This window comes from Pseudanabaena sp. PCC 9330 (genome assembly GCF_055795045.1).
Genome location: NZ_JAYFES010000080.1, coordinates 13,387 through 26,310, shown reverse-complemented (window position 1 = coordinate 26,310; position 12,924 = coordinate 13,387). Strand labels below are relative to the sequence as shown.

Genomic DNA, 12,924 nt, shown 5'->3' with positions numbered 1-12,924 from the left:
AACATTCTGTATCTTCCGCTTGGGCTTAGACTAGGTAGAAGAGGGAGGTAGCGCAGGTGGTTGCGGGTTGGCGATTGCCAACCTGAGGAAAGTCCGGGCTCCCGAAAGACCAGACTTGCTGGGTAACGCCCAGTGCGGGCGACCGTGAGGAGAGTGCCACAGAAACATACCGCCGATGGCCTTCAGGAAACTTATCCAAGGGCACAGGTAAGGGTGCAAGGGTGCGGTAAGAGCGCACCAGCAGCATCGAGAGGTGCTGGCTCGGTAAACCCCGGTCGGGAGCAAGGTCGAGGGGCTAGGTTGGTCTTTTACCGGCCCCGCTGTAAGTACCGCAAGAGGCGTTTGGTAACAGACGTCCCAGATAGATAACCGCCCCTCCGGCGACGGGGGAACAGAACCCGGCTTATGTCTACCTCCTTCCCTCTCTCTTCTGACTTTGCCGAAAACCGTGACCGACCGCGACAATGGCCACAGCTCTATGTCCACAACCGATCTGCCGTCCCATCGACTGCGGCAGCTGAAGCAATGTGCTCAAGACCTGGAGTTACCGGTCAGTCCTACCTTTAACTGGGTGCGCCTAGATCAGGCGCTAACCCACAAATCCGTTGATATCGCCTACAACTATGAGCAGCTCGAGCTGCTAGGGGATGCGGTGCTGCGGCTGATGGCGACGGAATGTTTGCAACGGATGTATCCAGAGGCCTCGGTGGGAGAGATATCGGCGGTGCGATCGCAGCTAATCAGCGATCGCACCCTAGGCCAGCTCGCCCAACAATTGGGCTTACCCCCCTACCTATCCGTAGCTAAAGGCATGGGCGTTGGCCCCACCCACCTTGCCGACGCCCTAGAAGCGTTGGTAGCCGCCCTATATCTAGAGACTCACACCCTTAAGCTCATCCATCGCTGGCTAGACAAACCGCTGCAACAGCTAATCGCCACCATACGCCAAGACCCTAGTCGGCAAAACCCCAAACTGGCCCTGCAAGAACTCACCCAGGCCCACTGCAAGGCTGTGCCCCAGTACCGCACTCTTGAGCAAAAGCCGGTGGATGGCGACCCCCAGCGGTTTGAGGCAGCGGTGTGGTTTCAATCAGCCTGCTGGGGCACTGGCCATGGCCCCACCAAGAAACAAGCTGAACAAGCCGCCGCCGCCGCTGCCTACGATCGCCTGGCCCAGTCCCTCAGCTCCACTCCTGAAACCCCATCCTAAGAAGTAAAGAGGAGCGAAAGCTGCGCCTCCTAACCTAGACCTGTAGATAGAGATGTCAGCGTCTAGCCCCCCAATCAGATTGGCACAACTCTCTCTGAGGGGCGATCTCGGGTCCCTCGCCGTTTGGCTACATTAGGGGCAGGTAGATGACACTGCAACCGTTAGTTGCGGTTTTATGAACTCAAAATAAGTTTGCTTTGACAATCTGGCCGACCAGGTTATACCTAGGTAAGCTCACTGTCCAGATATAGTCGTTGCCAGCGCCGTCAGGATATTCTGCATAGTTCTGAAATGAGGGTGGTGGGTCATTACGCTATCCCAGATCGGTTCTACACACGAAGCCCTGCGGAAAATGGCCATTGCTATTGGCGGCTAAGGGTTTGAGTTCCTCGTCGTCAATCTTTGATCACCCTCACACAACCCACCCATGCAATACTTACCCTGGTTGACAGCGGTTTTAACCCTAGGGATCTGTGGCCTGCCCCTGCAAGCCATGGCCTCACCCAAAGATTTGCAGACTACACCTGTCACTATGGCAGACGTCCTAGGGGGCGAACAACACAGCCAAGATCGGCTCAACCGTCTAGCTCGGGAGCTCGAGCGCCAGGTAGGTCGACAGGACAGTAGCAACAATCAAGACTTGACGCAGTCGTTGGACATACCCCTAATCAACGATCTGCTCGACGAATCTGGAGAACTCAGGCTTCCCCTGGGGCTAACCGTCTACGACGCCATGGGCACGACCTCAATTGGTTTTGGGTCAAAATTTTAGCCCCGATATTACCTAGTCTGCAAGTACTCGGAGCAAAAAGTTCTCACGCCAGACCGGTATACTACCAAGGAAGGAAAGTGGGATACCAAGCCTTGGGCGTCGATCTTCGCAGCTATGTCTACATTGATAATCTTCAACCCCAGCACGCTGCCTATATGGGCACTGTGTCGCTGGGGTTTTTACCGCTGCCGGGCGACGCTTCCCTGTGGATAGAGATCTCGCCTGGTATTGAGATTAACCGCATTCTCGACATTGGGCTGAAAGCAGCAGTGGTGCGCCCCGGCACGTTGATCGTAGAGCGCCTCTACGGATTGTTAGAGATCCATGCCAGCAACCAGGGAGAAGTGCACGCAGCAGGAGGGGCCATGCTTGAGGCTCTCGGCGTCAGCTACCGTGAACGGCTCAAACCCCGCATCATCTCTAGCCAGGTAATCCGCAATCTCGACCCCCACCACGTACAGTTGATTAACCGCAGTCGCAGGGGCAACATGATCGTGGCAGGCCAAACCCTCTACGTCTTTGAGGTAGAGCCCGCCGCCTACGCTTCTCTGGCCGCCAACGAAGCTGAGAAGGCCGCCCTGATCAACATCCTGCAAATTAGTTCGGTGGGCAGCTTTGGGCGTCTGTACCTGGGGGGCGAAGAGCGCGATATCTTGGCTGCCCGGCAGGCTGTGCTAGCTGCCATGGAGTCTGTGCCTGGGCGAGAGCAGCTAGACCTACAGCGCAATGAATGATCCCCTCCAGCAGCAAGTTTCTCCGGAGACACGTCGAGCCATGCGCCGGGCTTTTTTGACGCTGCTCGCAACGGGGCTATTGATCGGTGGCATCACAGCCTTTGGCATTGTCAAGATCATGAATCATTTCGACCTGATCGGGGTACCAGAGCCGCAACAACGGCGCTGATAGCTGCGATCGCGGAACTTCTGAACTCTGTCTAGCGATAGAGTGAAGCCTCAGGGGCAGAATGCTACAACATGTAAGCGCTGGTTAAGAAACGTAACATTTTCTTAGCTGGTCATTTCTACAACCCTGTTAGGACGTAATCTGCATGACTCCGAACACCCTTCGCATCGCTCTTGGTCTGCTGCTGTTTGGCGCTGCCCCTGCCGCCATTGCAGCTTTTCCTCAGCAGGCTTTCTCTGACACCCATAAGCCCCAGATGGAAGAGCAGGCTGAAGCTAGCCTGTCTATTGCTGAAATTGCTGCCGGCAATGAGGACTTTGAAATCCTCACCGCCGCCATTGAGGCCGCGGGTTTAACTGAAACCCTCAGCAACGGCGACCTGTCGGTGACCGTATTTGCCCCCACCGATGAAGCTTTTGAGGCACTACCCGAGGGTGCCCTAGAAGCGCTGCTGCTGCCCGAGAATCGCGACCAACTCACCCAACTGCTGACTTACCACGTGGTGGATGGCGAGGTGCGAGCTGCCGATTTAGTTTCTGGGGAAGTAGAAACCTTGGCTGGTGCCCCCTTCTCGGTAATGGTGGGTGAAGAATCCGTGACCATCAATGAAGCCAACGTAGTAGCTGCCGATATCGAAGCCAGCAATGGCGTCATCCACGTGATTGACTCGGTGCTGCTACCCATGTAGCAGACGTTACAGGTGGGTAAGCGCTACTGGTAGATCAACGCAGCAGGTAGCGCTCCATCAATTTCACAAAATCAACCCTGTAGTATGACGAACCCGCAGGATTGCCCTCGGTTGAGGGCAATCCTGCGGGTTATACCAAGTCCAGCGCTGATTCCAACTTGTTGAAGTATCATCAGCAGTAAGGGTTAGGCCAATACCCCTACACCAGATGGCCTTTGGGTGTAACCTTACCCGTGCCAGGGCATGGGATTGCACCACAACTCAGGGGCATACTTGAGAGACAAGGATACGAGCTCAACGCAGTGACCAACAAAGCATGAAGGATTCTACCCCCGGCGACCAAAAGCAGCTTTTGCTGATCGATGACGACCCTAACTTAATCTTGTTAGTTAAAGATTATTTAGAGTTTCGCGGCTACGAGGTCAAAACTGCGGGCAATGGTCGCGAGGCGCTGGAGCTACTAGACCACACCATCCCAGATATGATCATCTGCGATGTGATGATGCCTGAGATGGACGGCCACGCCTTTGTTCGCCATGTGCGCGAAAATCCCACTACAGAATGGATTCCTATTCTCTTTCTCTCGGCCAAGGGCCAGAGTCAAGACCGGGTCAAAGGTCTCAATACCGGGGCCGATGTGTATATGGTCAAACCCTTTGAACCCGAGGAACTGGTGGCCCAGGTTGAGTCTTCCCTCAAGCAGGCTTCTCGCTTGATCAAGCAGCAGATCAAAGGCAGCAGTAGCCCGGCGATTCAGGTGCCCTTTGACGTTGAGCTGACCCCTACCGAGCTGCGAGTTGTGCAGTATGTGGCTCGGGGCATGGCTAACCGTGAGATTGCCAACGAGCTGCAGGTAAGCCAGCGCACCATTGAGAGCCACGTCAGCAACATGCTGGGCAAAACTGGCCTCAACAATCGTACCGAGCTGGCCCGCTGGGCGATCGAGAACAATAAGGCCTGAACTGTTAATACTCCGCCCCTATGACCTCTGTTCCATTGAGTTGGTCGGCCCTAGAAGCGATCGCCGATTTTGCTGTTGACTATGTGAACGGGCCGACCAATGCTCAGTCTCGGCTGCGCCTATTTGGCCAGCCTGAATCTGCGGTGCGGGTGACCCTCTACCGCGACAATCACGCCTGGTGCCCGTACTGCCAAAAAGTGTGGCTGTGGCTAGAAGAAAAGCAGGTGCCTTACCGGGTCGAAAAGGTCACCATGTTTTGCTACGGAGAGAAAGAAGCCTGGTACAAGCGCAAGGTGCCGTCGGGCATGCTGCCCGCTCTGGAGCTAGACGGGCGCATGATCACCGAGAGCGACAATATTCTGCTAGCCCTGGAGATCGCCTTTGGCCCTCTGGTCTGGGGTATGAAAGACCCCCAGGTGGTGCCCCTGCGACAGCTGGAGCGGTTGCTGTTTCGGGCTTGGTGTATGTGGCTATGTCAGCCACCTCGGTCTGCCACTGCCGACCAACGGGCCGGAGAGCAGTTTGTAGGCGTGGTGCGGCGAGTCGAGCAGGCGCTGGCCAACACGGCTGGCCCTTTCTTTTTGCCAGAGTTTAGCACTGCCGATGTGGTGTTTGTGCCCTACGTCGAGCGCATGAATGCCAGCCTCTACTACTACAAGGGTTACTCGCTGCGGGAGGCCAGCCCTCGGCTGAATGATTGGTTTAACGGGCTAGAGAGCCGTTCTACCTATCGTGGTACCCAGAGCGACTTTCATACCCATGTGCACGATCTGCCGCCGCAGATGGGCGGCTGCTACGAGAATGATCTGCCCCAGACCCGACGCAACCAGGCTCAGGTAGATCGTGGTCCCTGGCTGGGCCTGCCCGATGTAGCCTACCCAGAGCCAGAGAACTCCCGCGTTGAGGCGCTAGCCCGCACGCTGAAGCATCGGGACAACATTATCGCGGTCAACCCTGCTGCTCAGGAGGTGATGGACTTGGCTCTGCGCTGTGCGTTGACTTACCTGATCACAGGAGACATTTGTCAGCCGCCAGCGGGAAGTGAGCTAGGGCTACGGTATCTGCGCGATCGCATCAATGTGCCCCGCGATATGTCGATCTATGCCGCTAAGCGGCTCCGCGAAGCCCTAGAGGCCACCGCTGCCCTCGCTGGAGACACTCAGCCCGACCCGCTGCCCACCCACCATCGTCGCGATCAAGACCCGGCAAAGTTTGTGGCTTAGATGGCACGGCTGAGAGGCCTTCTAATACGAAATTTGATTTGGTAAATCCCGATTCATAAACAGGAACCCCGTAGGGGGCGTAGCATGCTACGCCCCTATCAATCGGGGGTAGCCAGGTAGGACTCGGTATAACCTATCCATCACTCTGGCCCATCAGTATGAAACGAGGAGACGCTAGGGACGTACTACGCGCCGTAGCGATCGCACAGCACCTGGCGCATTTGGCGCATATTGCCCGGCAGGTCGTTGCGCATTGCCTGCTCAATGAGAAAGGTCGGCACTGGGATGGTGGGGGCGGCCTGCACCGAGTAGCTAACTAGGGTGCCCTGGTTAAAGTCTTGCAGATGGAGGTCGGCGGCAAAATGCGAAAACGTGCCCTGCTCGAGACGAAACTGAATGCCCTCACAGGCAGTTTCGACTACCTTGAGGTAGATCTCAACCTGGGCGGTAAGCATCATAAAGCCCTTGCGCCCCACCTGATAGAGACGACGATAGCGCTGGGTCGCGGTCTTGACCGTCTCTAGCACCTCGCTGTGGGTGATGTTGGGAAAATACTGGGTCCAGTTGGTGTAGTTAGTCACCTGGGGCCAAACCTGGGGACGGCTCAAAGGCACATACATATGAGCAATGACGGCTCCGCCGTCTGGGCTAGGCTGAGTATTGAGTAAAATATCGCCCCGCAGTAGCGCAATTTGGTCATGGGGTGAAAACTGAGCTAAAAACTCGCTGCGTAGATTGGCCTCAAGAACCGGCATTTTGCTAACAACCACTGCTCTACTCCTCCTAACAACGTAACCGGGTGGCCCTTTCAGGGTTAACTTGCCCCCAGGAGATCAGCCTTGCTCCCTGAGGGCGCCCACAGACCCAGCGGCAAGGGGGCAAGTAACCTAAGATTACAGCAGCCCTATCCGCTAGGCTTTCTCTATTTAAAGCCCAACTCCTAGGGAAGGCATCTGGAGCTGTACTATCATTACGGTGCTTTCACCCCAGGTTTCCGTATTCTCGCCTACCCTAGTGAAAGCTTTATAAATACAGCCAGACTCGCCATGGCCCGTCGTCGTTACCCTCTACAACCCCTGACCAAGATCTTTCTAGCCGCCCTGGGCCTGACCGCAGTGGTATGGATTTTACGCGGTCTATCAGTGCTGGGCTTCATACCTGGGGCTGTAATTTGGGTGCTGATTTTGGCCTGCTTTGGTTTGGGCATTGTGAGCAGTCTACAGCGCATTCGCTAGCAGGCCGAAATCTCTCAGAGCTAAATCAGGCGAATCCAGTAGCGATCGCGCCCTCGTCTCTTGGCCTGATACAGAGCCGCGTCGGCCGCCGCGATTAAGTCTTCTGGCGCTTGCTCTGCCGTAGGCACCACACTGGCGATGCCAATGCTTACGGTCATGTACTCACTCACGGGTGACTGGGGGTGGGCGATCTGTAATGCCGCCACCTCTCGCTGAATCGCCTTAGCCACGTTTTCGGCACCCACCCGGCGGGTGTTGGGCAGCACCACCGCAAACTCTTCGCCGCCATAGCGGGCGAGCAGATCTCCAGACCGCTTGACGGCCCGGTTGACCACCGCAGAGATGGCAATCAAGGCCTCGTCTCCCTGCTGGTGCCCCAGGCTGTCGTTATAGGGTTTAAAGAAGTCAACGTCAAACATAATCAGCGATAGAGGCTGCTGCTCTCTGACCAGGCGCTGCCATTCTTGGGCCAGGTACTCATCAAACCGACGCCGGTTGGGAATGTGAGTCAGCCCGTCGAGGGTAGCTAAACGCTCTAGCTTTTCGTTTGCGGCCTTTAGCGCTGTCTCCATCTGCTTGCGATCGGTAATGTCGATGCAGTTGACAATCACCCCGGTAACCGTGCTATGAGCATCTCGAAAAGGGCTGATCTCGACCTGGTAGCAACGGCGGTGGCCGAAGCGATCGATAACTTCCTGCTCTCCCTGGTAGGGCACCTGGGTGTCAATCACCTGCTGGTAGATGGGGCTGTGCTGGTCGGCGTCAAACACTGAGAGGCTAGGAATTAGCTCCATGTCCCCTTTGCCCGCCATTGCCGTCGGGGTAATGCCCTGCAGCGCTACACTGGCTCGGTTGGCCATTTGCACTCGGTTTTGCCGATCTTTGACCACAATAATGCTGGAAATACTGTCGATGACGTTTTGCAAAAACTGGCGCTGTCCGGCAATTTCAGCCTCGGCCTGCTTGCGATCGGTAATGTCGCGCACGATCGCCAATACTTCGTCTGGCCCACTGGCCACAATGCGCGCCTCTTCGTAACGCCAGCCCGTAGAGCCTTGGAACTGATATTCATAGATCTGAGGCTGCCCCGTCTCCAGGGCTAGGCGAATGTAGTGCATGCGCTCAGCAGCCATTTCCGACGGCAGCACCTCGCTCATGGGCTTACCGATCTGGGTACTGGGCTCGGCGATCAGATCTACCGCCCCGGCATTCATTACGTCTAAACAAACGCCATCTCCCGAAAACCTCGCCAGTAGGTCAGGAATGGCCTCTAGAATAATCCGCTGGGTCGCCTCCGCCTGGCGCAGGGCAGCGGTGCGATCGGCCACCTGGCGCTCTAGGGTTTGGCTGTAGTCGGCCAGCAGGGTTTGGGCCTGCTGACGAGTGGTGATGTCTTGAAAGGCGGCGATCGCAAACTCGACCCGCCCCGTCTGATCAAAAATTGGCGTCGTCGCCATTTCAATGGGTACCGGTTGATTGCCTGGGCGCAGCTCAATGTCATCGGCCCAGCTGGGCTGCCCCCGCAGTGCCTGAGCAATGGGCAGAGCCGTCAGTGGATAGCGCCGGTCGGTGCCCAATTGATAGGCAATAAAGGTGTCATCTAGACCTAGGGAGGGCACCGAAGGCATATCTTCAAGGCAGAGTAAAATGCGGGCTTGCTGACTGGCAAACACCATATCGCCGTTGCGACTGTACACGGCAATGCCAAGGGGAATACCATCTAAAAACTGTCGCCATCGCCGTTCGCTGCGCTGTAGCTCCGCGTTGAGATGCTCCAACTCCGAAAACGAGTCTTGGAGCTTTTCCGCCATCGCGTTAAACGCCCATGCCAGCTGCCCTAGTTCGTCCCGATTTTCGATGGGCAAAGGGGTTTGCCAATCGCCCTCAGCTGTCGCTTGAATGGCCCGATGTAACTGGGCAATGGGCTGCAAGATACGATTGATAACAGCCAGACCCACCACTAGGGAGGTGCCAATGACCCCGAGACTCAGCAGCGCTACTGGCCAAGTGCCCAAATAGAGGGTCAACGTTCCCAGCAACCCAACGATACAGACCATCTGTAAGGCAAAGACAGCCCTCAACACCACTCTCAGCGAAAACGGCCTGAGTAGCTGACTCAGGAGACGGTAAAAGCGGTAAAAAGGGAGTTTTGGCACTGGCTCGATCGGCAAAATTAAGTGAAGCAAAACACCCTACCTACCTTCTCAAAATAAGGTGCCCAGAACTGCCTTGGATAAAGTGTTTACCGTCCTCAACCAGAACAGCTCAGGGCGATCGCTACAAGCCCATACTAGGCAGTACAGGCGGGCTTGCCCGTGATCTGTAGCAGTGATTTATTGACCGAGGTCGAGCGATCGCGGTGATCTGAAACAATTCCCCCTTGATTTTGAGGTCTAATCCTGGAAGCACTACCCAGAGCTGTCCCTTAGCCTATCCTTAACCCGAAAACTGCCATAGCCTGCAAGTATTAATTATGTAAGCCTTTTAGAGCCGTAGCCCACCCCGGTGCCACAATGCCTAACACCTATGCGCCTCCCTCGACAGATGTTGCCCTCAGGGCCGAAAAGCTCAGCGTCTACTATGGGTCAAGTTTGGCCGTGCGCGACGTCAACCTAGATGTGCCCAGGAATGAGATTGTGGCGTTTATCGGCCCCTCTGGCTGCGGTAAGAGCACCGTTCTCCGCTGCTTCAACCGTATGAACGACCTCATTTCATCCTGTCGAGTCGAGGGCAAGATTACGTTTCATGGTGACAACATCTACGCCGACAAGGTCGATGCCGTAGAGCTGCGGCGCAAGGTCGGCATGGTGTTCCAAAAGCCAAACCCCTTTCCCAAGTCAATCTATGAAAATGTTGCCTGGGGGGCGCGCATCAATGGCTACAAGGGCGATATGGACGAGCTGGTAGAAACCTCTCTCCGCAAGGCCGCTGTTTGGGACGAGGTTAAAGACAAGCTCAAGCAGAGCGGCCTCTCTCTCTCCGGTGGTCAGCAGCAGCGTCTCTGCATCGCTCGGGCGATCGCCATTCAGCCCGATGTAGTACTGATGGATGAGCCCTGCTCTGCGCTGGACCCAATCTCGACTATTAAGATCGAGGAAACCATGAAGCAGCTCAAGGAAGACTACACCATCATCATTGTGACCCACAACATGCAGCAGGCCTCGCGGGTGTCTGATCGCACTGCTTTCTACAATGCAGAGCCCACCCCCAAAGGTGGCAAGGTAGGCTATCTGGTGGAGTTCGACAGAACAGAGAACATTTTCAATAACCCTCAGGAGCAGTTTACCCGCGACTATGTGTCGGGTCGCTTCGGCTAGGCCCAAGACTTGAGAACGTTATCGGAAACATTGCCTAAGGAGATTTGTAGAGACTGCGCCCAGTTCTGCCCACAAAAATCTTCGGCATTTTTGTGGGCAGAACTGGGCCTCGATCAATGCCTGGGCGATTTCAAAAAAGCAAACGTCTTACAGTCGACAACCCAGGCCAGTCCTGGGTTCTTTTTTTAGGCATACGCTCTAGGGCCATCCAGAGTTGCGGCCCGCCAATTAAGGTCTAAGGTATTACTATCTTCAAAGATTTTTACCTACGTTTTCACCTAACTATGGCTAGTCCAGATGTCTCGCCCTCGACAGGGGGCGCTTCGGCCACCGTCAAGCCCAGCCTCAGCACCGTGACCATGCTGCGCCTGGGGGTGTTTAACATGGGCCTGGGCATCATGTCGCTGCTCACCCTCGGTGTGCTCAACCGAGTCATGATCGAAGAATTGCAGGTGCCGGCGCTGATCGCGGCGGGCACCATTGCGGTGCACCAGTTTATGGCTCCGGCGCGGGTGTGGTTTGGCCAGATGTCTGACTCTAAACCCCTGCTGGGCTACCACCGCAGCGGCTATATCTGGATTGGCATCTCGGTGGTGGCGATGACGTCGTTTTTTGCCGTGCAGGTGGTGTGGCGGCTGGGAGAGGCCATGGCGACCTCGGGCTGGGGGCCAGCGGTGTACCCCTGGGTGGGGCTGCTGGCGCTGCTGTTTGCGATCTATGGGCTGGCCCTGAGCGCCACCTCGACCCCGTTTACCGCCCTGCTGGTGGATGTGTCGGACGAAGACTCGCGATCGCGCCTGGTGGGTATCGGCTGGGCCATGCTGATGGTGGGCATCATCACCGGGGTGATTATTGTCTCGATCGTACTTAAGCCCATTGAGCTCGATGCGCCCATTGAGCAGCTGCGGCGCTCGGTGAATCGGCTGTTTGTGATTGCCCCGGCGGTGGTGATTGCCCTGTCGGTGTTTAGCACGGTGGGCATCGAGCGCAAATACTCGCGGCGATCGCAGCGCTCCATGATCGCTGGCCGCGAAGACAGTATCACCCTACCCCAGGCCCTTGGCATTCTCACCGCCAGCCCCCAGACCCGGCTGTTCTTTGGTTTTTTGCTGGTGCTCAGCCTCAGCCTGTTTATGCAAGATGCAATTCTCGAACCCTACGGCGGCGAAGTCTTTGGCATGACCATTGCCGAAACCACCCAGCTCAATGCCGCCTTTGGCTTGGGCACGTTGCTGGGGATCATTGTCACCGGGCTGCTGGTAGTGCCCCGGATTGGCAAAAAGCGCACGGTTGTCATTGGCTGCGGCTGGGCGGCGCTGAGCCTGCTGGGCATTACCCTCTCGGGGCTGACCGGAGCCCCCCCGGTGCTGCTGGGGGCGGTGTTTTGCTTTGGCATTGCCTCGGGGGTGCTCACCCTGGGGGCGATCGTGCTGATGCTGGATCTGACGGTGGCGGAGACGGCGGGTACGTTTATTGGAGCCTGGGGGCTGGCTCAGGCGATCGCCCGAGGTAGCGCGACGGTGCTGGGCGGCGGAGTGCTTGACCTGGGCCGAGGTATTCTGGGTCTTTTCTACACGGGGGAGGTGCCCACCACTGCGGTATTTTTGGCCTACGGGCTGGTGTTTATGGTGCAGGCGGTGGGCATGGTGGTAGCGGTGGTGCTGCTGCGCCGGGTCAACATTCAAGAATTTCAGGCCAATGCTAAGGCGGCGATCACCGCAGCCCTAGAAAGTGATATGGACTAGCGATGGATGTTTTTTGGGATCAGGTGCTGGCCTTTGCCGAAGCGACAACCAAAACCGTGGGACACCAGCTGCTGGCAGATTTTGGCCAGGTACAGGCTGACACCAAGGCCGACGGGAGTTTGGTGACAAGGTGCGATCGCTGGGCTGACAACACCCTGCGCGCCGCCATTCGCGAGACATTCCCCAACCACGGCGTACTCAGCGAAGAGGTCGAGCACATTTTCCCCGCCGCCGATTGGTGCTGGATCATCGACCCCATTGACGGCACTACCAACTTTACTAGGGGTATTCCGGTCTGGGGTATCTCCCTGGGCCTGCTGTACCGAGGCACTCCGGTGTTTGGCTATGTGGCCATGCCGCCCCTAAACCAGTCGTTATACGGCTACTGGCCGGGGGGGAGCGGGCTGGAGATGCCCAGGGGTGCCTTTTGCAACGGTCGCCCCATCCACACCAGCGAGGCAGAACCGAACAAAAACCAGTTCTTTAGCCTCTGCGCCCGCAGCACGGCGGTGCTCGCCAACCCCTTTCCCTGCAAGATTCGTATGCTGGGGTCTGCCGCCTACAACCTGCTGATGGTGGGGGCCGGTTGGGCGATCGGCGCGGTAGAAGCTACCCCCAAAATTTGGGATATTGCGGCAGTGTGGGCCATTACCCAGGCGGCTGGAGCCACCTGGGTCTCTCTGGATGACGGAGATCCATTTCCCTTGGCAGTTGGTCAAAACTATAGCCGCCGACCCTATCCAACCCTGCTAGTGGCCCAGCCAGAGTGGACAGAGATCTTTGCCCCCCTGGTCAAACGGGTGGCAAATCGCACCTGGTGATCGTTCAGCAAAGCGAAACCTAAACTATGCGGATCCCAACTTCAGGGAA

At 56.7% G+C, this 12,924-nt stretch carries 13 protein-coding genes and 1 other RNA gene; 12 read left to right on the top strand and 2 right to left on the bottom strand.

Features of this window, described 5'->3' with window-relative positions:
- Positions 1-43 precede the first annotated feature (43 nt).
- The 8 genes from rnpB to AC0QKW_RS06950 all read left to right on the top strand — a co-directional run bounded on the left by rnpB (position 44) and on the right by AC0QKW_RS06950 (position 5,757).
- Positions 44-421, top strand: an RNA gene (gene rnpB / locus AC0QKW_RS06985) — RNase P RNA component class A.
- Positions 422-478: 57 nt separating this feature from the next.
- A complete protein-coding gene (gene rnc, locus AC0QKW_RS06980) occupies positions 479-1,210 on the top strand; it encodes a ribonuclease III (RefSeq protein WP_473150343.1) in 732 nt (243 codons plus the stop codon).
- Between the two features lie 427 nt (positions 1,211-1,637).
- Positions 1,638-1,982 (top strand): hypothetical protein, encoded by a 345-nt coding sequence (locus AC0QKW_RS06975; RefSeq protein ID WP_473150342.1) that lies wholly within the window; start codon positions 1,638-1,640, stop codon positions 1,980-1,982.
- A gap of 92 nt (positions 1,983-2,074) precedes the next feature.
- Positions 2,075-2,716 (top strand): hypothetical protein, encoded by a 642-nt coding sequence (locus AC0QKW_RS06970; RefSeq protein ID WP_473150341.1) that lies wholly within the window; start codon positions 2,075-2,077, stop codon positions 2,714-2,716.
- A complete protein-coding gene (locus AC0QKW_RS06965; RefSeq protein ID WP_473150340.1) occupies positions 2,709-2,885 on the top strand; it encodes a hypothetical protein in 177 nt (58 codons plus the stop codon). Before AC0QKW_RS06970 ends, AC0QKW_RS06965 begins: the two co-directional genes overlap by 8 nt.
- A gap of 145 nt (positions 2,886-3,030) precedes the next feature.
- Positions 3,031-3,573 carry a fasciclin domain-containing protein gene (locus AC0QKW_RS06960; RefSeq protein ID WP_473150339.1) on the top strand — a complete coding sequence of 181 codons (543 nt, stop codon included), beginning with the start codon at positions 3,031-3,033 and terminating at the stop codon, positions 3,571-3,573.
- Positions 3,574-3,889: 316 nt separating this feature from the next.
- On the top strand, positions 3,890-4,534 hold the full coding sequence (locus AC0QKW_RS06955; RefSeq protein WP_473150338.1) for a response regulator transcription factor: 645 nt from the start codon (positions 3,890-3,892) through the stop codon (positions 4,532-4,534).
- Positions 4,535-4,554: 20 nt separating this feature from the next.
- Positions 4,555-5,757: a glutathione S-transferase family protein gene (locus tag AC0QKW_RS06950; RefSeq protein ID WP_473150337.1), complete on the top strand. Its 1,203-nt coding sequence runs from the start codon at positions 4,555-4,557 to the stop codon at positions 5,755-5,757.
- Positions 5,758-5,942: 185 nt separating this feature from the next.
- Here AC0QKW_RS06950 and AC0QKW_RS06945 read toward each other — a convergent pair whose 3' ends face one another.
- Entirely contained in the window at positions 5,943-6,527 is a 585-nt protein-coding gene (locus AC0QKW_RS06945) for an SRPBCC family protein (protein ID WP_473150336.1), read from the bottom strand.
- 276 nt (positions 6,528-6,803) lie between these two features.
- Between AC0QKW_RS06945 and AC0QKW_RS06940 the strand changes: the two genes are divergently transcribed.
- Positions 6,804-6,992, top strand: coding sequence for a hypothetical protein (locus tag AC0QKW_RS06940; RefSeq protein WP_473150335.1), 189 nt, complete (start codon positions 6,804-6,806; stop codon positions 6,990-6,992).
- Between the two features lie 20 nt (positions 6,993-7,012).
- Here AC0QKW_RS06940 and AC0QKW_RS06935 read toward each other — a convergent pair whose 3' ends face one another.
- Positions 7,013-9,178, bottom strand: a complete 2,166-nt coding sequence (locus tag AC0QKW_RS06935) for a diguanylate cyclase domain-containing protein (RefSeq protein ID WP_473150334.1) — start codon at positions 9,176-9,178, stop codon at positions 7,013-7,015.
- Between the two features lie 327 nt (positions 9,179-9,505).
- Here AC0QKW_RS06935 and pstB point away from each other — a divergent pair, with 327 nt between their 5' ends.
- The 3 genes from pstB (at position 9,506) to AC0QKW_RS06920 (ending at position 12,875) form a co-directional block, all read left to right on the top strand.
- The gene (pstB, locus tag AC0QKW_RS06930) at positions 9,506-10,309 is read left to right on the top strand and encodes a phosphate ABC transporter ATP-binding protein PstB (RefSeq protein WP_473150333.1); all 804 of its coding nucleotides are present in this window, start codon (positions 9,506-9,508) and stop codon (positions 10,307-10,309) included.
- A gap of 284 nt (positions 10,310-10,593) precedes the next feature.
- Positions 10,594-12,054 (top strand): BCD family MFS transporter, encoded by a 1,461-nt coding sequence (locus AC0QKW_RS06925; RefSeq protein ID WP_473150332.1) that lies wholly within the window; start codon positions 10,594-10,596, stop codon positions 12,052-12,054.
- Between the two features lie 2 nt (positions 12,055-12,056).
- Complete coding sequence (locus tag AC0QKW_RS06920) at positions 12,057-12,875, top strand: inositol monophosphatase family protein (protein WP_473150331.1); 819 nt, start codon at positions 12,057-12,059, stop codon at positions 12,873-12,875.
- Positions 12,876-12,924 lie beyond the last annotated feature (49 nt).

Bases quoted from the DNA above. Each gene is read 5' to 3' on its own strand.
- AC0QKW_RS06920 (WP_473150331.1), top strand. From the start codon at position 12,057: ATGGATGTTTTTTGGGATCAGGTGCTGGCCTTTGCCGAAGCGACAACC.
- AC0QKW_RS06950 (WP_473150337.1), top strand. From the start codon at position 4,555: ATGACCTCTGTTCCATTGAGTTGGTCGGCCCTAGAAGCGATCGCCGAT.
- AC0QKW_RS06955 (WP_473150338.1), top strand. From the start codon at position 3,890: ATGAAGGATTCTACCCCCGGCGACCAAAAGCAGCTTTTGCTGATCGAT.
- rnc (WP_473150343.1), top strand. From the start codon at position 479: ATGTCCACAACCGATCTGCCGTCCCATCGACTGCGGCAGCTGAAGCAA.
- AC0QKW_RS06925 (WP_473150332.1), top strand. From the start codon at position 10,594: ATGGCTAGTCCAGATGTCTCGCCCTCGACAGGGGGCGCTTCGGCCACC.
- AC0QKW_RS06965 (WP_473150340.1), top strand. From the start codon at position 2,709: ATGAATGATCCCCTCCAGCAGCAAGTTTCTCCGGAGACACGTCGAGCC.
- AC0QKW_RS06975 (WP_473150342.1), top strand. From the start codon at position 1,638: ATGCAATACTTACCCTGGTTGACAGCGGTTTTAACCCTAGGGATCTGT.
- pstB (WP_473150333.1), top strand. From the start codon at position 9,506: ATGCCTAACACCTATGCGCCTCCCTCGACAGATGTTGCCCTCAGGGCC.
- AC0QKW_RS06960 (WP_473150339.1), top strand. From the start codon at position 3,031: ATGACTCCGAACACCCTTCGCATCGCTCTTGGTCTGCTGCTGTTTGGC.
- AC0QKW_RS06940 (WP_473150335.1), top strand. From the start codon at position 6,804: ATGGCCCGTCGTCGTTACCCTCTACAACCCCTGACCAAGATCTTTCTA.